Annotated in this window: 18 protein-coding genes; 13 read left to right on the top strand and 5 right to left on the bottom strand. The window is 71.6% G+C overall.

The window, feature by feature from the left end; translation table 11 throughout:
• Positions 1-46 precede the first annotated feature (46 nt).
• The 11 genes from ACHAAC_RS03385 to ACHAAC_RS03335 all read left to right on the top strand — a co-directional run bounded on the left by ACHAAC_RS03385 (position 47) and on the right by ACHAAC_RS03335 (position 12,607).
• A complete protein-coding gene (locus ACHAAC_RS03385; RefSeq protein WP_435714521.1) occupies positions 47-1,084 on the top strand; it encodes a substrate-binding domain-containing protein in 1,038 nt (345 codons plus the stop codon).
• A gap of 97 nt (positions 1,085-1,181) precedes the next feature.
• Positions 1,182-2,363: a Gfo/Idh/MocA family protein gene (locus ACHAAC_RS03380; protein WP_435714520.1), complete on the top strand. Its 1,182-nt coding sequence runs from the start codon at positions 1,182-1,184 to the stop codon at positions 2,361-2,363.
• Positions 2,360-3,367, top strand: coding sequence for a sugar phosphate isomerase/epimerase family protein (locus ACHAAC_RS03375; protein ID WP_435714519.1), 1,008 nt, complete (start codon positions 2,360-2,362; stop codon positions 3,365-3,367). Before ACHAAC_RS03380 ends, ACHAAC_RS03375 begins: the two co-directional genes overlap by 4 nt.
• 66 nt (positions 3,368-3,433) lie before the next feature.
• Positions 3,434-3,898 carry a MaoC family dehydratase gene (locus ACHAAC_RS03370; protein ID WP_435714518.1) on the top strand — a complete coding sequence of 155 codons (465 nt, stop codon included), beginning with the start codon at positions 3,434-3,436 and terminating at the stop codon, positions 3,896-3,898.
• Position 3,899: 1 nt separating this feature from the next.
• Positions 3,900-5,123, top strand: coding sequence for an acyl-CoA dehydrogenase family protein (locus tag ACHAAC_RS03365; protein WP_435714517.1), 1,224 nt, complete (start codon positions 3,900-3,902; stop codon positions 5,121-5,123).
• Positions 5,120-5,938, top strand: a complete 819-nt coding sequence (locus ACHAAC_RS03360; RefSeq protein ID WP_435714516.1) for an SDR family oxidoreductase — start codon at positions 5,120-5,122, stop codon at positions 5,936-5,938. Before ACHAAC_RS03365 ends, ACHAAC_RS03360 begins: the two co-directional genes overlap by 4 nt.
• Positions 5,939-6,065: 127 nt before the next feature.
• A complete protein-coding gene (locus tag ACHAAC_RS03355) occupies positions 6,066-6,359 on the top strand; it encodes a GNAT family N-acetyltransferase (protein WP_435714515.1) in 294 nt (97 codons plus the stop codon).
• Positions 6,360-6,443: 84 nt separating this feature from the next.
• Positions 6,444-8,609 (top strand): choice-of-anchor I family protein, encoded by a 2,166-nt coding sequence (locus ACHAAC_RS03350; protein WP_435714514.1) that lies wholly within the window; start codon positions 6,444-6,446, stop codon positions 8,607-8,609.
• 166 nt (positions 8,610-8,775) lie between these two features.
• Entirely contained in the window at positions 8,776-10,179 is a 1,404-nt protein-coding gene (locus ACHAAC_RS03345; protein ID WP_435714513.1) for a DEAD/DEAH box helicase, read from the top strand.
• A gap of 101 nt (positions 10,180-10,280) precedes the next feature.
• On the top strand, positions 10,281-11,498 hold the full coding sequence (locus ACHAAC_RS03340; protein WP_435714512.1) for an Nramp family divalent metal transporter: 1,218 nt from the start codon (positions 10,281-10,283) through the stop codon (positions 11,496-11,498).
• Between the two features lie 41 nt (positions 11,499-11,539).
• Positions 11,540-12,607 carry an alpha/beta hydrolase gene (locus ACHAAC_RS03335; protein ID WP_435714511.1) on the top strand — a complete coding sequence of 356 codons (1,068 nt, stop codon included), beginning with the start codon at positions 11,540-11,542 and terminating at the stop codon, positions 12,605-12,607.
• 53 nt (positions 12,608-12,660) lie between these two features.
• Here the strand turns inward: ACHAAC_RS03335 and ACHAAC_RS03330 are convergent, their stop codons facing one another.
• Positions 12,661-13,707, bottom strand: a complete 1,047-nt coding sequence (locus ACHAAC_RS03330) for an NAD(P)-dependent alcohol dehydrogenase (protein ID WP_435714510.1) — start codon at positions 13,705-13,707, stop codon at positions 12,661-12,663.
• Positions 13,708-13,808: 101 nt separating this feature from the next.
• On the opposite strand from ACHAAC_RS03330, the gene ACHAAC_RS03325 reads away from it, so the two are divergent.
• Positions 13,809-14,672 (top strand): Fpg/Nei family DNA glycosylase, encoded by an 864-nt coding sequence (locus tag ACHAAC_RS03325; protein ID WP_435714509.1) that lies wholly within the window; start codon positions 13,809-13,811, stop codon positions 14,670-14,672.
• 3 nt (positions 14,673-14,675) lie between these two features.
• On the opposite strand, the gene ACHAAC_RS03320 is transcribed toward ACHAAC_RS03325, so the two are convergent.
• Complete coding sequence (locus ACHAAC_RS03320; RefSeq protein ID WP_435714508.1) at positions 14,676-15,503, bottom strand: EamA family transporter; 828 nt, start codon at positions 15,501-15,503, stop codon at positions 14,676-14,678.
• Between the two features lie 111 nt (positions 15,504-15,614).
• On the opposite strand from ACHAAC_RS03320, the gene ACHAAC_RS03315 reads away from it, so the two are divergent.
• Positions 15,615-16,241, top strand: coding sequence for a hypothetical protein (locus ACHAAC_RS03315; protein ID WP_435714507.1), 627 nt, complete (start codon positions 15,615-15,617; stop codon positions 16,239-16,241).
• A gap of 8 nt (positions 16,242-16,249) precedes the next feature.
• Here ACHAAC_RS03315 and ACHAAC_RS03310 read toward each other — a convergent pair whose 3' ends face one another.
• Genes ACHAAC_RS03310 through ACHAAC_RS03300 form a run of 3 tightly spaced genes read right to left on the bottom strand, consistent with a single transcriptional unit; the run spans position 16,250 to position 18,295 of the window.
• Positions 16,250-16,843, bottom strand: a complete 594-nt coding sequence (locus ACHAAC_RS03310; RefSeq protein ID WP_435714506.1) for a TetR family transcriptional regulator — start codon at positions 16,841-16,843, stop codon at positions 16,250-16,252.
• 10 nt (positions 16,844-16,853) lie between these two features.
• Entirely contained in the window at positions 16,854-17,582 is a 729-nt protein-coding gene (locus ACHAAC_RS03305; RefSeq protein WP_435714505.1) for an ABC transporter permease, read from the bottom strand.
• Positions 17,579-18,295: an ABC transporter ATP-binding protein gene (locus ACHAAC_RS03300; protein ID WP_435714504.1), complete on the bottom strand. Its 717-nt coding sequence runs from the start codon at positions 18,293-18,295 to the stop codon at positions 17,579-17,581. Before ACHAAC_RS03300 ends, ACHAAC_RS03305 begins: the two co-directional genes overlap by 4 nt.
• Between the last annotated feature and the right edge of the window lie 38 nt (positions 18,296-18,333).

The raw sequence follows: 18,333 nt of genomic DNA, 5'->3' as shown, positions 1-18,333 counted from the left end.
CCGGTTCCCCACCCAACCCCCGCCCCACCCAGCAAGGAGCACGATCATGACCCTCCCCACCCGACATCGCGCACTGCGTGCCACCACGGCCGTCGCGGCCGCCGCCCTCTTCCTGGGCGCCTGCACGAACAGCTCGGACTCCGACAACTCCTCCGTCGCCAACGCCGGCGGGGAGAACGACGAGTCGGGCGACACCGTCCAGATCGGCTTCTCCGCCCCCGCCGCCGACCACGGCTGGATGGGCGCGATCAGCGAGAACGCCGTCGCCCAGGCCGAGGAGTACGACGACGTCGAGCTCGTCAACGCCGAGGGCACCAACGACGTGAGCCTGCAGATCTCGCAGGTCGAGACCTTCATCAACGACGGCGTCGACGCCATCGTCCTGCTCCCGTTCGACGGTGCGGCGATGACCGAGGTCGCGCAGCAGGCGATGGATGCCGGCATCCCGGTCATCAACGTCGACCGGGAGTTCAGCGCTCCCTCCGCGGCGCGCACGACGGTGCTCGGTGACAACTACGGCATGGGCCGCTCCGCCGGTGAGTACGTCTGCGAGCAGGCCGACGGCGACGAGGATGCCGTCGTGGCCGAGATCGCCGGCATCGACTCCCTGCCGCTGACGCAGGATCGCTCGCAGGGCTTCGAGGACGCCCTCGAGACCTGTGGCCTGGACGTCGACAACCGCGTCGCCGCCGAGTTCACGGTGGAGTCCGGCGAGAGCGCGGCCTCCAACCTGCTGCAGGCCGCCCCGGAGATCGACTTCCTGTGGAACCACGACGACGACCAGGGCGTCGGCGTCATGGCGGCCATCGAGAACGCCGGACGCGACGAGTTCGTCATGATCGGTGGCGCCGGCTCGGCCAACGTCATGCGTGAGATCGAGGCCGGTGACTCGGTCCTGAAGGCCACGGTCATCTACCCCTCCACCCAGGCGGCCGACGGCATCAAGCTGGCTCGCCTCGTCGCGCAGGGCAAGGCGATGAGCGACCTCGCCGAGATCGAGGTGCCGCGCATGGTGCAGCTCGCCGCCCCGGTCGTCACCGCGGAGAACGTCGAGGAGTACATGGACTCGGCCTTCGAGTCCTGATCCGACCCGTCCGCGTCCCCACCCCCGGGTGGGGACGCGGGCACCGGACGTCGCAGCCCGCCCCCTTCGGACCCCGCCCTCGAAACAAGGGAACCTCATGACCCAGCGTGACCTCGGCGTCGCCATGATCGGCTACTCCTTCATGGGCGCCGCCCACTCCCAGGCCTGGCGCACCGCCCCGGCCTTCTTCGACCTGCCGATGCGGCCCCGCCTGCGGGCCGTGTGCGGCCGCGACGCCGACGCCGCCGGAGCCGTGGCCGGCCGGTTCGGCTGGGAGTCCATCGAGACCGACTGGCGCGACGTCCTCGAGCGCGACGACATCGACCTCGTCGACATCTGCACCCCCGGAGACACCCACGCAGAGATCGCCATCGCGGCCCTGGAGGCCGGCAAGCACGTCCTGTGCGAGAAGCCGCTCGCCAACACCGTCGCCGAGGCCGAGAAGATGGCCGCCGCCGCCCGGGAGGCCCGCGCACGCGGAGTCCGCTCGATGGTGGGCTTCACCTACCGGCGCACCCCGGCCGTCGCACTGGCTCGCCGGCTCGTCGAGGAGGGTCGCATCGGCACCGTCCGTCACGTCCGGGCGCAGTACCTGCAGGACTGGCTCGCCGACGAGGACGCACCGATGAGCTGGCGCCTGGACCGCTCGAGGGCCGGCTCGGGGGCCCTCGGGGACATCGGCGCGCACATCGTCGACATGGCCCAGTTCGTCACCGGCGACACCGTGGTCAGCGTGGGCGGCATGCTCGAGACGTTCGTGACGTCGCGGCCGGTCGCCGGCACGCACGCCACGCTGGGCGGCTCCTCCAGCGGGGAGGGCGAGCGCGCTGAGGTGACGGTCGACGACGCCACGGCGTTCACGGCCCGATTCCACTCCGGCGCCCTCGGTGTCTTCGAGGCCACCCGGTTCGCGACCGGCCGCAAGAATGCCCTGCGGCTGGAGGTCAACGGCACGCACGGCTCGCTCGCCTTCGACTTCGAGGACATGAACGTGCTGGAGCTCTTCGACGCCACCGAGGACGCCAGCACCGCCGGCTTCCGCCGGATCATCGCCACGGAGGCCGACCACCCCTACATCGCGGCGTGGTGGCCGCCGGGCCACGGCCTCGGCTACGAGCACGGATTCACTCATCAGGTCGTCGACCTCGTCACCGCGATCGCCGACGACACCGACCCCCGCCCGAGCTTCGCCGACGGACTCGCCGTGCAGCGTGTGCTCGGAGCGGTCGAGAGCAGCGCCGCCGCCGGCGCCGTCAAGAACGTGGAGGAGAACCGATGACCCGACCCATCACCCTGTTCACCGGCCAGTGGGCCGACCTGCCCTTCGAGGAGGTCGCGAGCCTCGCCGCCGGGTGGGGCTACGACGGCCTCGAGATCGCCTGCTGGGGCGACCACCTCGACCCGTGGCGCGCCGTCGAGGAGGACGGGTACATCCAGACCCGGCTCGACATCCTGGCGAAGCACGGCCTGTCCGTGCACGCCATCTCCAACCACCTCAAGGGCCAGGCCGTCTGCGATGACCCGATCGACGAGCGCCACCATGACATCCTGTCGGCCCGCGTGTGGGGCGACGGCGACCCCGAGGGCGTGCGCCAGCGAGCCGCCGAGGAGATGAAGCACACCGCACGCGCCGCCCGGATGCTCGGCGTCGACACGGTGGTCGGCTTCACCGGCTCCTCCATCTGGAAGTACGTGGCGATGTTCCCGCCCGCCTCCGAGGCGATGATCGCCGCCGGCTACCAGGACTTCGCCGATCGCTGGAACCCGATCCTGGACGTCTTCGACTCCGAGGGTGTGCGCTTCGCCCACGAGGTGCACCCCAGCGAGATCGCCTACGACTACTGGACCACGCACGCCGCTCTGGAGGCCATCGGTCACCGCGAGGCGTTCGGGCTCAACTGGGACCCGTCGCACTTCGTGTGGCAGGACCTGGACCCGCTCGGCTTCCTCTGGGACTTCAAGGACCGGATCTACCACGTCGACTGCAAGGACGCCCGCAAGCAGGTGGGCAACGGCCGCAACGGGCGGCTCGGCTCGCACCTGCCGTGGGCCGACCCGCGCCGTGGGTGGGACTTCGTGTCCACCGGTCGGGGTGACGTGCCCTGGGAGCAGTGCTTCCGGATGCTCAACTCCATCGGCTACCAGGGCCCGGTCTCGATCGAGTGGGAGGACGCCGGCATGGACCGGCTGCTCGGAGCCCCCGAGGCGTTGGCCTTCGTCAAGGCGAACCTCTTCGACGCACCGGACGCTGCCTTCGACGCTGCCTTCTCCTCCAGCTCCTAGCCAAGGGACCCGAGGGGGACTAGGGTCGCAACTAAGCAAGCGCTTAGTTTCTCTGTGGAGGTTCCCATGACCCGTGTGTTCGACAGTCTCGACGACTTCAAGGCGGCCGCCGGGGAGGAGCTCGGCACGAGCGACTGGGTCACGGTGACCCAGGAGCAGATCAACACCTTCGCCGACGCCACCGGTGACCACCAGTGGATCCACGTCGACCCCGAGCGGGCCGCCTCGGGGCCGTTCGGCACGACCATCGCCCACGGCTACCTGACGCTCTCGTTGCTGCCGGTCTTCTCGGCCGCGATCTACGAGGTCAGGGGTCTGGCGATGGGGGTCAACTACGGCGCCAACAAGGTGCGGTTCCCCAACCCCGTCCCGGTGGACTCCCGCCTTCGGGCCACGGCGACGCTCAAGGAGACCAGCGACATCCCCATCGGGACGCAGGCGGTGATCACCTTCGTCGTGGAGCGCGAAGGTGCCGAGAAGCCGGTGTGCATCGCCGAGGTCGTGTACGTCATGGCAGCGCAGGAGGCCTGAGATGCACTTCGCCTTCGACGACACGACCCAGGAGCTCATCGGGACGCTCGAGAGCTTCATGGACGAGCACGTGTACCCCGCCGAGCCCGAGGCCCACGAGCAGATCCAGGCCCTGCTCGCCGAGGACCGCTGGGACCCGCCGGCCGTGCTGGACGGCCTCAAGACCGAGGCGCGAGAGCGCGGCCTGTGGAACTTCTTCCTCGCCGGCCACCCGGAGCACGGTGGGCTGACGAACCTGCAGTACGCGCCGCTCGCGGAGATCACCGGCCGCAGCATCCAGCTGGCCCCGTCGGCGCTGAACTGCGCGGCCCCGGACACCGGCAACATGGAGGTGCTGACGATGTTCGGCACCGACGCGCAGAAGGAGCAGTGGCTCGACCCGCTGCTCGGCGGCACGATCCGCTCTGCGTTCGCCATGACCGAGCCCGACGTCGCGTCGTCCGACGCCACCAACATCGAGCTCTCGATCGTCCGTGACGGCGACGACTACGTCATCAACGGGCGCAAGTGGTGGATCACGGGCGCGATGAACCCGAATTGCCGGGTCTTCATCGTCATGGGCAAGACCGATCCCGACGCGGAGCGGCACCGCCAGCAGTCGATGATCCTCGTCCCGCGGGACACCCCGGGGCTCGAGATCGTCCGCGGCATGCACGTCTTCGGCTACCAGGACCGCGACCACGGCGGTCACGCCGAGCTGCGCTTCACCGACGTCCGAGTCCCTGCCGCCAACATCATCGGCGGCGAGGGGGAGGGCTTCGCGATCGCCCAGGCCCGCCTGGGGCCCGGCCGCATCCACCACTGCATGCGCTCCATCGGTCTGGCCGAGCGGGCCGTGGAGATGATGTGCCGCCGGGCGCTGGACCGCACGACCTTCGGCAAGCCCGTCGCCCAGCAGGGCGTCGTGCAGGACTGGATCGCCGAGTCCCGCGTCAAGCTGGAGCAGCTGCGCCTGCTGACGCTCAAGACCGCCTGGCTCATGGACACCGCCGGCAACCGTGGCGCCCACAAGGAGATCCAGGCCATCAAGATCGCCACGCCGCAGACGGTGGAGTGGATCCTGGACAAGGCCATCCAGGTGCACGGCGCCGGCGGCCTGAGCCAGGACTTCCCGCTCGCCGAGATGTTCGCCGGCATCCGCACCCTGCGCTTCGCCGACGGGCCGGACGAGGTGCACAAGGCCTCGCTCGCCCGGGCCGAGCTCAAGAAGCACGCCGCCCGATGAAGGTCGAGGGGGCGAGCGCCGTCGTCACGGGCGCTGCCGGAGGCATCGGGGCGGCCATCGCCCGACGCCTCCTCGAGCGTGGCGCCGACGTCGTGCTGGGCGACCTCGAGGGCGACCGGCTCCACGGGACCGCCGACGCGCTGGCCGAGGAGTTCGGTGACCTCGTGCACCGACGGTCGGTGGACGTCACGAGCGAGCTCGGCGTCTCCGCACTGCTCGAGGCGGCACCCCGACCGGTCGACCTGTACGTCGCGAACGCCGGCGTCTTCCGGGGCTTCGGCCTCGACGCCACGCCGCAGGAGTGGGCCGCGTCGTGGGACGTCAACGTCATGGCCCACGTCAACGCGGCGCAGGCGCTCGTCCCGGGGTGGCTGGAGGCCGCCGCCGACGGCAGCGGGGGCGGTTGCTTCGTGAGCGTCGCCTCGGCCGCCGCCCTGCTCACCCAGCTCGGCTCGCCCACCTACTCCACGACCAAGCACGCCGCACTTGGGTTCGCGGAGTGGCTCGCCGCCACGTACGGCGACCGCGGGGTGCAGGTGTGCTGCGTGTGCCCCATGGGGGTGCAGACGCAGATGCTCGACACGGGCCGCACGAGCGACGACGCGGACGCCTCGCTGGGCATGCGCGCCGTCACCACGGCCGGTGCCGCCATCGAGCCGCTCGACGTCGCCGACGCCATGCTCGCCTCCGTGACCGAGGGGCGTTTCCTGGCCCTGCCCCACCCCGAGGTGGCGACGATGCACGCCCGCAAGGCCGAGGACCACGACGGCTGGCTCGCCGGGATGCAGCGCTTCCGCCGCTCCCTGGAGGGCTGAGCCGCCGCCCCAGACGAGTGGCGCAGATCCGGCGCCGAGTGGCGCAGATCTGCGCGACACGCCGTCTCAGGATCGCGAGCTTGCGCCACTCGCGGATCACCCGACGGAGCGTGCCTAGACTCGGGGCATGACCAACGATCCCCTCGTCACCGTCATCCAGAACGCCCGCGAGCCGCAGTACGACATCATCGTCGGCGGCGAGGTCGTCGGGTTCACGCAGTACGAGGAGGCCGACGACGACGTCCACCGCTACGTGCACACCGAGATCGAGCCCGAGCACGGCGGGCACGGCTACGCCGGCATCCTGGTGCGCTCGGCCCTGGACGCCGAGCGCGAGGCCGGCCACCGCGTCGAGGCCGTGTGCCCGTTCGTGAAGAAGTTCATCGACGAGAACCCGCAGTACGCCGACCTGCTGGCCTGATCGACGCGGGACGTCGCGCACTGGTCGGGCCGGGTTCACCTGCTGATCGCCGCCCGGCCACCCGGCATCCCTAGCGTTCGGGCGGTGTCATCCACCCTTCGCAGCGTCCTGGCTGCCAGCGCCCTCGTCCTCCTCGCCTCGACCGCAGCGGTGGCGGTCGACTCGCCGCCCACCACCTCGGCCGACGACGCCGTCCTCGGGCTGGAGCCGCTCGGCACCCACCGGACCGGCGTCTTCGACGCCAGCGCCGCCGAGATCGTCACCTTCCACGCGGGCACCGAGCAGACCTTCGTCGTCAACGCCGAGTCCGGTCGCGTCGACGTGCTCGACGCCGCAGACCCGATGGACCCGAGGCTCGAGACCTCGATCAGCGTCGCCGGCGTGGAGTCCGCGGACGGGTCGGTGGTCCCCGACGGCGCCGTGGCCAACTCGGTCGCGGTGCGTGAGGACGGACTCGTGGTCGTGGCGGTGGAGTCCGACGTCAAGACCGACCCGGGGTGGCTGGTCTTCCTCGACGCCGAGGAGCTCGACTCGCTCGGCGCCGTCCGGGTCGGTGCGCTGCCGGACATGGTGACCGTGACGCCCGATGGCGGCCAGGCGGTCGTCGCCAACGAGGGCGAGCCGAACGACGACTTCGACGTCGACCCGGAGGGATCCGTCGGTGTGGTCGGCCTGCCGGACGAGCTCGCAGCACCGGCACAGTCAGCGGTTCGCACGGCCGACTTCCGGGCCTGGGACCCGGACGGCTCCCGCACGCTGCCCGAGGACGTGCGGGTCTTCGGACCGGTCCTCGATGAGGAGCGTCGCGTCTCCACCAACCTCGAGCCCGAGTACGTCGCCGTCGACCCGGCCGGGGGTGTCGCGTACGCGGCGCTGCAGGAGGCCAATGCCGTGGCGGTCGTGGACCTCGACTCCGCCGAGGTCCTGGACATCTGGCCCATGGGCTTCAAGGACCACTCCGTGGCGGGGCAGGGGATGGACTCCTCCGACCGTGACGACGCGATCGCCATCGAGCCGCGCCCGGTCAAGGGCATCTACATGCCCGACGGCATGGAGGCGTACACGGCGCAGGACCAGACCTACCTGGTCACCGCCAACGAGGGCGACGCCCGCGAGTGGGGCGGCTACGTCGAGCCCGCGCGGGTCAAGGACCTCGGTGACGACGGTCTCGCGCCGATCTGCGAGGACAGCCCGCTGGCCGACCTCGCCGGCGACGCGCAGCTGGGCCGTCTGAACGTGACCACCGCGGACGGTCTCACCGCCGACGGTGACGGTGGCGAGTGCTACGAGGAGCTCTACTCCTTCGGCTCGCGGTCCTTCTCGATCTGGACGCCGGACGGTGACCTCGTCTTCGACTCCGGCGACGACTTCGAGCGCATCACCGCGCAGGCCTCGGCCGAGTTCTTCAACTCCAACCACAGCGAGTCCAACCTCGAGGGCCGCAGCGACGACAAGGGCCCGGAGCCGGAGAACGTGGCGATCGGCCAGGTGGGCGAGCGCATCTACGCCTTCATCGGGTTCGAGCGCGTCGGCGGCATCGCCGCGTACGACATCACCGACCCTGACGAGGCCTCGTTCGTCACCTACCTGAACAACCGCGACTTCTCGGTCTCGGTCGAGGACGCCGAGGACCCGCAGGCCGTCCTGGACGACGCCGGCGACCTCGGCCCGGAGGGCGTGGAGCTCATCCCCGCCGAGGACTCCCCGACGGGGCAGGCCCTCGTCGCCGTCGGCAACGAGGTCTCCGGCACCACGAGCTTCTTCGGCATCACCGCCGAGTTCACGCGTGCCTCTGCTCCGACGATCGAGGGCACGCCCCGGGTCGGCGAGGAGCTGACGGCCCAGGTCCAGCCGTGGTCGCCGGAGGCGGACTTCGCCTGGCAGTGGCTGCGGGACGGCGATCTCATCGACGGCGCGATCGTGCAGACCTACGAGCCGACCCGGGAGGACGCCGGTGCCGAGATCAGCGTCCGCGTCACCGGCTCGGCACCGAGCCATGCCGACACCAGCCGCACGAGCGAGTCGCAGCAGGTCGAGGCGGGCGCGACCGACCCGGCCGAGCAGGACCCGGTCACCGTTCCGGCCGCCTCGGGATCCGGAGCCGGTGATGACGCCGGGGCTGGGGGCGACGCGGGGGCGGGGGGGCTGCTCCCCGATGCCGGAGCGCCGGCCATGCTGGTCCTGCTCCTGCTCGGACTCCTTGCCGTGGTGGCCGGGGCCGTCGCGATGACGGTGCGCTCCAACGACTGACGGCCGACGTGTGACGCGAGGCACCGGCTCGATCGGGGCTCGGGAGGGGCTGTCGCTGGTAGGGTGAGGATGCTGCACCGCACGCCGCGTGTGCAGATCCTTCACCCCCGGCTCCGCCGCGCTCGACGCGCCTGAGCGGTCCCGGACCCCAATGTCTGAGAGACCAGTGAACAACGTTGCCGACGGCCGTGCGCCGTCCACCCCGTCCGACTCCGCCACGACCCAGCCCACCACCGGACTGTCCGACCTCGGCCTGCCGAAGGTCGTCGTCAAGGCTCTCGCCCGTGAGGGCATCACCGAGCCGACCCCCATCCAGCAGGCCGTGCTGCCCTCGGCACTCGCCGGTCACAACGTGCTCGGCCGCGCCAAGACCGGCTCGGGCAAGACGCTGTCCTTCGGGCTGCCCGTGCTCGACCAGCTCGCCGGCGGCGAGCGACGCTCCAAGGCGCCGCGCGCCCTGATCCTGGTGCCCACCCGCGAGCTCGCCAACCAGGTGCAGCGAGCGCTCGCGCCGCTCGCCGCGGCACTGCACCTGCGCATCGCGACGGTGCTCGGCGGCGTCCCGATCAACCGGCAGATCAAGACGCTCAAGGACGGCGTCGACCTGGTCATCGCGACCCCCGGTCGACTGACCGACCTCATCGACCGTCGCGCCTGCTCCCTGGAGCACATCGAGATCACGGTGCTGGACGAGGCCGACCACCTGTGCGACCTCGGCTTCTACAAGCCGATCGACGCCCTGCTGGCCAAGACGCCAGCCGGTGGGCAGCGCCTGCTGCTCTCGGCCACCCTCGACGGTGACGTCGACAAGCTGGTGCGCCGCCACCTGCCGCAGCACGTCCTGCACGAGGTCGAGTCCGACGTCGCCGACGAGGGCGTCATGGAGCACCACGTCCTGGTGAGCGAGCGCAGCGACAAGATCGCCACGGCCAAGCGACTGCTGGAGCAGAACCCCCGGAGCATCGTTTTCGCCCGCACGCGCCGCGGTGCCACGCGCCTGGCCAGGCAGCTCACCACCGCGGGTGTCGACGCCGTCGACCTGCACGGTGACCTCGACCAGCGCAAGCGTGAGCGCAACCTCGCGAGCTTCAGCAACGGCTCCGCCTCGGTCATCGTCGCGACCGACATCGCCGCGCGCGGCATCCACGTCGACGACGTGCGTCTCGTCGTGCACTACGACGTGCCGGCCGAGCACAAGGCCTACACGCACCGCTCGGGCCGCACCGCCCGCGCCGGCGAGTCCGGCACCGTCATCACGATGACCACCCCGGAGGACCTGCGCGACGTCGTGGCGCTGCAGCGCAAGGCCGGCGTGAACGCCCGCCAGCACCGGGCCACCGCGACGCCCGACCCGATCACCCCGCAGTCGCTCGCCACGGGCGGGACCCTGCCCGATCCGGCGACCCAGCAGCGTTCGGGTGGAGCACGCAAGCCGTCCGGCGGCCAGGGTGGCGGCGGCCAGCGCCGTGGTGGTCACTCCGGCGGCGGTCGCCCCAACGGCGGCGGTGCAGGCTCCGGCGGCAACCGCAACCGAAATCGCAGCCGTCGCGGCGCCCCGGCTTCTCGCTGACCGAGGCGAGCTGAGTGTGACGTCTCCGCCCCAGAACCGGTGGTTCCGGGGCCGAGACGTCACACTCAGCGAAGCATGCGCGAGGCGCTAGCCTGCTCCCGATGATGTCCGCCGTCCCGCTCCGACGGCGCCTCGTCCTGCTGGGGCCGGCGTTCATCGCCGCCGTGGCCTACGTGGACCCGGGCAACGTCGCCACCAACGTCACCGCTGGGGCGTCGTTCGGGTACACGCTCGTGTGGGTGGTCGTGCTGGCCAACGTCATGGCGGTGCTGGTGCAGTACCTCTCGGCCAAGCTCGGGCTCGTGACGGAGCGGTCGCTCGCGACGCACGTCGGCCAGCGGCTCGATCGCGGACCTCGACTGGCCTACTGGCTGCAGGCCGAGGCGATCGCGATCGCCACCGACCTGGCCGAGGTCGTGGGCGGGGCGATCGCCCTGTACCTGCTGTTCGACCTGCCACTCATGGCCGGAGCGGTCGTCACCGCTGCGGTCTCCCTGCTCATCCTGAAGGTCGGCGACGTACGCGGTCAGAGCGCGCTCGAGCGGGTCATCATGATGTTCCTCGCGCTCATCGCCGTCGGCTTCATGGCCGGCCTGGTGGTCAACCCGCCTGAGGCGGCGCCGTTCGCCGCGGGGCTCGTGCCGACCTTCGCCGGAACCGAGAGCGTCCTGCTCGCGTCGGGCATCATCGGCGCCACCGTCATGCCCCACGTCATCTACCTGCACTCGAGCCTGACCGTCGACCGGCTCGGGGCGCGAGGGGCCGCGATCGGCCTGGCCGGCCTGATCCGCGCGACGCGTTCCGACGTCGTGCTCGCGCTGGTCCTCGCGGGGCTGCTGAACCTCTCGCTGCTCGTGGTCGCGGCGGCGGGCCTGCAGGGCCTGCCGGGAACGGAGACCCTCACCGGGGTCCACGCCGTGGTGACCTCGGAGCTGGGTGCGGGCGTCGCGCTGCTGTTCGCGGTCGCCCTGCTCGGCTCAGGTCTTGCCTCGACGTCCGTGGGCAGCGCCGCCGGAGCGGAGGTCATGCACGGCCTGCTCGGCGTGCGGGTGCCGCTGCTGCTGCGCCGCGCGGTGACCGTCATCCCCGCCCTGGTGGTGCTCGGTCTCGGCGTGGACCCGAGTCGGGCGCTCATCGTCTCGCAGGTCGTCCTCTCGATCGGGATCCCCTTCGCCCTGGTGCCGCTCGTACGCCTCACGGCCAGTCGCGAGCTGATGGGGGAGCACGTGAACCGGCGTGGCACGACGCTCGCGGCCTGCTGCGTCGCGGCCGTCGTCATCGTGCTCAACCTCGCCCTGCTGTACCTGACCTTCGCCTGACCCCGTCGGTCGTGCGGCCCGAACTCTGACAGGATGCGGGCGTGTCACTCCTCGCCCCCCGGATCCCCCGGGACCTGCACGCGGCGGGCGCGAACCTGCAGGACAAGCTGCGACGCCGACCCCTCGCCGACCTGCGGCAGACGCCTCGGACCCTGGTGAAGGTCACCGAGCACGCCTCGCTGTACCGCTACGACCCCGTGCCGGGCGTGCAGCAGCATGGTCACCCGCTGCTGCTCGTCCCGCCACTCGCGGCGCCTGCCCTGGCGTTCGACCTGCGGCGCGGCAACAGCGTCGTGGAGCACTTCGTCCACGAGGGCCGCCCGGTCTACCTCATCGACTACGGGCCGGTGAGCTTCGAGCACAAGGACCAGGGCATCGAGCACTGGGTGGACACCGTCATCCCCAAGGCCATCGGGCACGTCGTGGCCGATGCCGGTGCCCCCGGCGTCCACCTGGCCGGGTGGAGCCTCGGCGGCATCTTCACGATGCTGGCGACGGCGGCCGACCCGAGCCTGCCGATCCTCACCGCGACGGCAGTCGCCAGCCCCTTCGACCTGCGCCAGGTGCCGCTGCTGGCGATCGCGAGGCCCGTCAACGCCGTGGTCGGGCCCCTGGTCGGCGCCGCCTACCGCGGGATCGGTGGGGTGCCGGCCACCCTGACGCGGCTCGGCTTCCAGATCTCGGCCATCGACAAGTACCTCACCAAGCCGTTCGCGATGCTGACCCATGCCGACGACCGCGACTTCCTCGCCCAGCTCGAGGCCGTGGACCACTTCATGGACAACATGTACGCCTATCCGGGGCGCACGTTCGGGCAGCTGTACCACGTGATCATGCGATCGAACGAGTTCGCGACCGGGACGATGCAGCTCGGCGGTCGGCCGGTGCACCTCGCCGACATCGACAAGCCGGTGCTCGTCGTGGCCGGTCTCGGTGACACGCTCGCTCCGCTGCCGGCGGTGGAGCACCTGCTCGAGCTGGTGCCCCACGCACCGGACACGCAGCTGGTCGAGGCGCCCGGCGGCCACCTCGGCGTCCTCACCGGCCGGGCCGCCAAGCGGACGACCTGGCCGGCCATGGAGGGCTTCTACGCCCGCCACGACACCTGACGACTCGCGGGTCCGTGGGAGTGACTCGCGGGTCCGTGGGAGTGACTCGCGGGTCAGCCGAGGGTCGAGGCGTCGATGACCGCCCGGTAGCGGACGTCGCCGTCGACGATGCGGTCGAAGTACTCATCGACCTGAGTGCCGTCGATGACCTCGACGGTGGCGGTGATGCCGTGCTCGGCGCAGAAGTCGAGCATCTCCTGGGTCTCGGCAAGGCCACCCACCATCGATCCCTCCATCCGGCGGCGGTACGTGAGCAGGGAGAATGCGGAGGCCTGCAGCGAGTCGCTCGGGGCGCCGAGGTTGATCATCGATCCGCCGCGGTCGAGGAGGCCGAGGTAGGCGTCGAGGTCCACCGCGGCGCCGACGGTGTTGACCAGCAGGTCGAAGCTGCCGGCGAGGTCGGTGAAGACCGACTCGTCCTCGGTGGCGTGGTAGGCGGTGGCGCCGAAGGACAGGCCGTCCTCCTGCTTGGCCGCGGTGCGGCTGAGGACGGAGACCTCGGCGCCCATGGCGGCCGCGATCTTGACCGCCACGTGGCCGAGCCCGCCCATGCCGATGACGCCCACCCGGGTGCCCGCGCCGACGTCGTGGCGCCGCAGCGGCGCGTAGGTCGTGATCCCGGCGCACAGCAGGGGCGTGGTGCCGGCGTGGTCGACACCGTCGGGGATGGAGACGACGAAGTGGTCCCGGACCACGACCTGTCGGCTGTAGCCGCCCCGGGTGACCTCGCCGTCGTAGCCCTTGTCGGAGTACGTCTGCACGACTCCCTGCGTGCAGAACTGCTCCTCGCCGTCGCGGCAGGGCTCGCACTCCAGGCAGGAGTCGACGAAGCAGCCGACGCCCACGACGTCGCCCACCGCGTGCGAGGTGACGGCGGAGCCGACCTCCTCGACGGTCCCGAGGATCTCGTGGCCCGGGGTCATCGGGAAGATCCCGCCGCCCCACTCGTCACGGGCCTGGTGGATGTCGGTGTGGCAGATGCCGGCGTAGGCGATCGCGATGCGGACGTCATTGTCACGCAGGTCTCGGCGCTCGATCTCGGTGGGCTCGAACCCGGCCCCGGCCTCGGGCGTGGACAGGGCGGCGACGGTGGTGCTCATGGGGTGCCTCTCGATGGTGTTCAGGGCCTCGTCGAGTCTGCCCGGCCTGGACCGGCTCGCAACTCGGGCCCGGTGTCGCCGCGCGAGGCTAGGCTGGGGGCATGCCGGAGATGCCGGAGGTGGACGCCCTCGTGGCGTTCCTGCGTGAGCGTGCGGTCGGTGCCGTCGTGGCCGAGGTCGAGCTCGCGTCGTTCTCGGTCCTGAAGACCTACGACCCGCCGGTCACGGCTCTCTCCGGCCTGCAGGTGACCGGCGTCGCCCGACACGGCAAGTTCATCGATCTCGAGGTCGACGGGCTGCACTTGGTCATCCACCTTGCCAAGGCGGGCTGGCTGCGCTGGGCCGACTCCTTCACCGACAAGCGCCTGCGCATGGGCAACGGACCCCTCACGGCGCGGGTGCGGCTCGATGCGGGCGAGGGCCCGCACCTCGGCTTCGACGTCACCGAGGCCGGGACGCGCAAGGGCCTGGCGATGTACGTCGTGCGGGACCCGGCGGACGTCGAGGGCATCGCGGCCCTCGGTCCGGACCCGCTCGGCGACGGTTTCGAGCTGGCCCCCCTGCTGCAGGGGCGGCGCATGCAGGTCAAGCGGTTCCTGCGTGACCAGAAGATCCTCGCCGGCATCGGCAACGCCTACAGCGACGAGATCCTGCACGCCGCGCGGCTCTCGCCGTTCGCGCTCGCGTCCGAGCTCGACGCCGAGCAGGTCGCTCGCCTGGCGGCGGCGATCCCCGAGGTCCTGCAGCAGGCCCTCGCGTCGGCGCACGGCAAGCCGGCCGCCGAGCTCAAGGACGCCAAGCGCGGCGGGATGCGGGTCCACGGCCGCACCGGCGAGGCCTGTCCGGTGTGCGGCGACGCCGTCGCCGAGGTCACCTTCAGCGACTCCTCGCTGCAGTACTGCCCCACCTGCCAGACCGGAGGCAAGCCGCTCAAGGACCGCGCGACGAGCAGGTTCCTCAAGTAGCCCTCACCCGAGCGCGACGAGGGAGACCGCCCCGGCAGCGAGCGCGAGCCCGACGCCCTGCCAGGCATGGATGCGTTCGGAGAGCACGAGCGCGGCCAGCAGCACCGTGATCGCGGGATAGAGCGAGGAGATCACCGCGACGACCGAGAGCAGGCCGTAGGTCGTCGCGACGAGGAAGGTGCTCGTGGCGAGGGCGCCCAGCGGGCCCATGACGATCGCCCGCCAGGCTGCCGGGTCACGCGGGACCCAGGCCTGGCCCAGGGCGAGGGCCGTCAGCACCACGCTGACCACCGAGAACCCCTGCGTGAGGATCAAGGGGTAGAGCCCGGCCTCGTCGCCCACCTGACCGAGCGCGGCGAACAGCATGCCGAACCCGAGTCCGGCGAGGATCCCGTCGACGACCCCGCCGCGGTGGGACGGGTCCTCATCGACCATGCGCGAGATGAGCAGGATGGCCGGAAAGGCCAGCACGATGCCGACCGCCGCGAGCAGGCTGGGGCGCTCCCCGACGGCCAGCCCGACGGCCACGGGCAGCAGCGCGCACGTGACGGCCGACAGTGGCGCGACCACGCCCATCCGTGCGCCGGCCAGGCCTCGGTAGAGGAAGGCGGTGCCGATGCCGCCGCCGAGCCCCGCAGCCGCTCCCCAGAGCCAGTCGCCCCGCGTCGCTGCGCCGCCGATGACGAGCGCGGCGACGCTGACGCAGGCCGTGGAGGACAGCTGCCCGACGAACGCGACCTGCCACGCCCCGGCCCGCTTGGCGAAGATCCCTCCGAGGAAGTCGGACACGCCGTAGGACACGGCGGAGAGCAGGGAGAGCAGGATCGCCACCAGCGAAGCCTAGGGGCGAGGCGACGCCCACGTGCCGGCGGCCACACCACGACGGTGCCGCCATCGTCCGCGGGGCGGGGACGACGTGGGGCGCCCGCCTAGACTGGGGCCATGGAGAAGCGTCGTTCCTGGGGAGCCCGCGCCAACAAGAGCGTCGGCTCGATGACCGGGCGCGTCGACGGCCAGACGTCGCAGGCGGCCCAGCACGCGACGATGGTGATCGTGCCGGCGGTCCGGCTGCTGCGTCTGCCGACGCTCGCTCTGCTGGTCGTGCCTCTCCCGTTCATCCTCACGACCCTGGCCCTGGGCCTGGCCACGGACGGCCCCGCCCGGATCGTGCTGGTCGTCATCGCCCTGCTGATGGGCCTGGTGTCCCTCGCCTTCGGAGCCCGCCGGCAGCGGATCCTGCGCGCCGTCGAGGAGCCCGAGGTCCTGGCCACGGAGCTCGGCATCGCGGTGAGCCTGAGCGACCGCGTCGATGAGACCCGCGGCGTCCTCACTGCGATCGGCGGCGGGGGCGGTGCGCGGGTGTTCTCCCGACTGCGCGGACTGTGGAGCGGCGTCACGATGACGGGGCGCTGGATCGACGGCGTCGACGACCTCGAGCGGGCGCGCTACTTCCTCCCGCCGAAGATCGGCACCACCGTGACGGTCGCGGTCGCCGCGCTGTGGCTGGTGCCCGTCTCGCTCGTGGTGGCCCTGCTCAGCGTGATCACCGTGCTCGCCCGCGCCCTCTGACCGGCCGCTCAGTCGTCGACGAGAGCCTGGATCGCCGACCCGTGGCGGACCGCGACGTCCTCGACGACGGCCGAGGCGAGGGGCTCGACCTGCATGACGTACCGGGCGACGCCCAGGCCGAGCACCTGGCTCACGACGAGCGAGGCCCGCAGCTCGGCGTCGTCCCCGTCCAGGACGTCGGCGAGCTGGTCGCGCAGTACGGTGCGCACCATCTCGAGCACGGGGCCCGTGGCCTCGGGGGACTCCACCAGCCCGGTCCGCACGATGGCCGCGAACACCGCAGGGTGCGGGTCCCAGCTGGACAGGAAGGTCCGCACGAGACGTTCCCCCAGTCCTTCCGTGCCCTGGTCGAGCACGCCACGGATGCGAAGGAGCGGGTTGACCGGAAGCTCCAGCGTCTCGATGAACAGCCCCTGCTTGTCGCCGAAGTAGTGATTCACCAGGCTCGCGTCGACCCCGGCCTGCGCCGCGATCGAGCGCAGCGACGCCTGGGCGTAGCCCTTGGCTGCGAACTGCTCGCGTGCCGCGTCCAGGAGTGCGGTCCGTCGGTCCACGCCGTCGACGGCGACCGGCCGTCCCCGGCCCCGCCGCTCCTGCGCCATGGGCGTCAATCTACGGCGTGCGTCGCCGCAGCGTCAGCGAGGCCAGCCCCACTGCCACGGCGCCGAACCCGACGAGCACGCCGAGGTCCGACCACAGGGCGGCGGACATCCCCTCGGTCGTGAGCGTCGCCGTGAAGGCGTCGGTCGCGTAGCTCAGCGGCAGTGCGTCGGAGAGGACGTGCAGGGCGCCGGCCATGTCTTCGCGGGGCGCCAGCAGTCCGCACAGCAGGACCTGTGGGATGACGACGAGGGGCATGAACTGCACGGCCTGGAACTCCGTGCGGGCGAAGGCCGAGGTCAGCAGCCCCAGTGCGGTGCCCACCACGGCGACGACGACGGCGAGCACGACGACCACCCAGGGAGACGGCAGCTCCAGCCCGAGGACCCAGATGGCGACGGCCGACGTGAGGCCGGCCTGGGCCAGGGCGGCGAGGCCGAACGCGAGCGCGTACCCACCCACGAGCTCAGCGCGCCGCAGCGGGGTGGTGAGGATGCGCTCGAGGGTGCCCGACGTCCGCTCGCGAACCATCGTCACCGAGGTCACGAGGAACATGACGGTGAAGGGGAAGATGCCCAGCAGCTGGGGACCCACCCGGTCGAAGACGCCGGGTGAGCCGGCGAAGACCTCGCTGAAGAGCCACAGCAGCAGCGACGGGAGGACGAGCACGAGCGCGACGCTGCGGTGGTCGTGACCCAGCTGGCGCAGGACCCGCACGGCGGTGCCGACAGCCCGTCTCATGCGGCACCCGCCTCGGCGATCGTGAGGAAGGCCTGCTCGAGGTCGTCGGAGCGGCCGGCGCGGCGCAGGCCGGCGGGGGAGTCGTCCGCGAGCAGCCCGCCGGCGCGCATCAGCAGCACGCGGTCGCACCGGCCCGCCTCGTCCATGACGTGGCTGGAGACCAGCAGCGTCGCGCCGTCGGCCGTCAGGGCGGCGAAGAGCTGCCAGAGGTCGCGGCGCAGCACCGGGTCGAGCCCGACGGTGGGCTCGTCGAGCAGGTACAGCTCGGGCCGGGCGAGCAGGGCCGCAGCGAGCGAGACCCGGGTGCGTTGCCCGCCGGAGAGGTGACCCGTGACCTGAGAGGCCTGGTCGGTGAGGCCGACCTCCGACAGCGCGCGATTGACGTCGGCCGAGCCGGCGCCGGTGAGCGTGGCGAAGTACTCCAGGTTCTGCCGAGCGGTCAGGTCGGGGTAGACCGAGCTGGCCTGGGTCACGTAGCCGACCCGGGAGCGGTTGGCCGGTGACCCGGCGGGCTCGCCGAGGACGGTGACGGAGCCGGAGGCGACCTGCTGGGTACCGGCGACGCACCGGATCAGCGTCGTCTTCCCGCACCCGCTCGGGCCGAGCAGGCCCGTGATCGTGCCACGGCCGACCGACAGCGACAGGTCCTGCAGCACGACGCGTCGGCCGCGCCGCACGGTCAACGCATCGACCTCCACACTTGAATTCATCATGCGTTGAATATAGGGCAGGTCGGGGCGCCCGTCAACGG

The organism is Aeromicrobium sp. CF4.19 (assembly GCF_051262555.1).
Classification (GTDB): domain Bacteria; phylum Actinomycetota; class Actinomycetes; order Propionibacteriales; family Nocardioidaceae; genus Aeromicrobium.
Note: the sequence above shows the minus strand (reverse complement) of the source record. Positions and strands in the feature narration are given on the sequence as shown.

Bases quoted from the DNA above. Each gene is read 5' to 3' on its own strand.
- ACHAAC_RS03385 (WP_435714521.1), top strand. From the start codon at position 47: ATGACCCTCCCCACCCGACATCGCGCACTGCGTGCCACCACGGCCGTC.
- ACHAAC_RS03380 (WP_435714520.1), top strand. From the start codon at position 1,182: ATGACCCAGCGTGACCTCGGCGTCGCCATGATCGGCTACTCCTTCATG.
- ACHAAC_RS03375 (WP_435714519.1), top strand. From the start codon at position 2,360: ATGACCCGACCCATCACCCTGTTCACCGGCCAGTGGGCCGACCTGCCC.
- ACHAAC_RS03370 (WP_435714518.1), top strand. From the start codon at position 3,434: ATGACCCGTGTGTTCGACAGTCTCGACGACTTCAAGGCGGCCGCCGGG.
- ACHAAC_RS03365 (WP_435714517.1), top strand. From the start codon at position 3,900: ATGCACTTCGCCTTCGACGACACGACCCAGGAGCTCATCGGGACGCTC.
- ACHAAC_RS03360 (WP_435714516.1), top strand. From the start codon at position 5,120: ATGAAGGTCGAGGGGGCGAGCGCCGTCGTCACGGGCGCTGCCGGAGGC.
- ACHAAC_RS03355 (WP_435714515.1), top strand. From the start codon at position 6,066: ATGACCAACGATCCCCTCGTCACCGTCATCCAGAACGCCCGCGAGCCG.
- ACHAAC_RS03340 (WP_435714512.1), top strand. From the start codon at position 10,281: ATGATGTCCGCCGTCCCGCTCCGACGGCGCCTCGTCCTGCTGGGGCCG.
- ACHAAC_RS03330 (WP_435714510.1), bottom strand. From the start codon at position 13,707: ATGAGCACCACCGTCGCCGCCCTGTCCACGCCCGAGGCCGGGGCCGGG.
- ACHAAC_RS03325 (WP_435714509.1), top strand. From the start codon at position 13,809: ATGCCGGAGATGCCGGAGGTGGACGCCCTCGTGGCGTTCCTGCGTGAG.
- ACHAAC_RS03315 (WP_435714507.1), top strand. From the start codon at position 15,615: ATGGAGAAGCGTCGTTCCTGGGGAGCCCGCGCCAACAAGAGCGTCGGC.
- ACHAAC_RS03310 (WP_435714506.1), bottom strand. From the start codon at position 16,843: ATGGCGCAGGAGCGGCGGGGCCGGGGACGGCCGGTCGCCGTCGACGGC.
- ACHAAC_RS03305 (WP_435714505.1), bottom strand. From the start codon at position 17,582: ATGAGACGGGCTGTCGGCACCGCCGTGCGGGTCCTGCGCCAGCTGGGT.
- ACHAAC_RS03300 (WP_435714504.1), bottom strand. From the start codon at position 18,295: ATGATGAATTCAAGTGTGGAGGTCGATGCGTTGACCGTGCGGCGCGGC.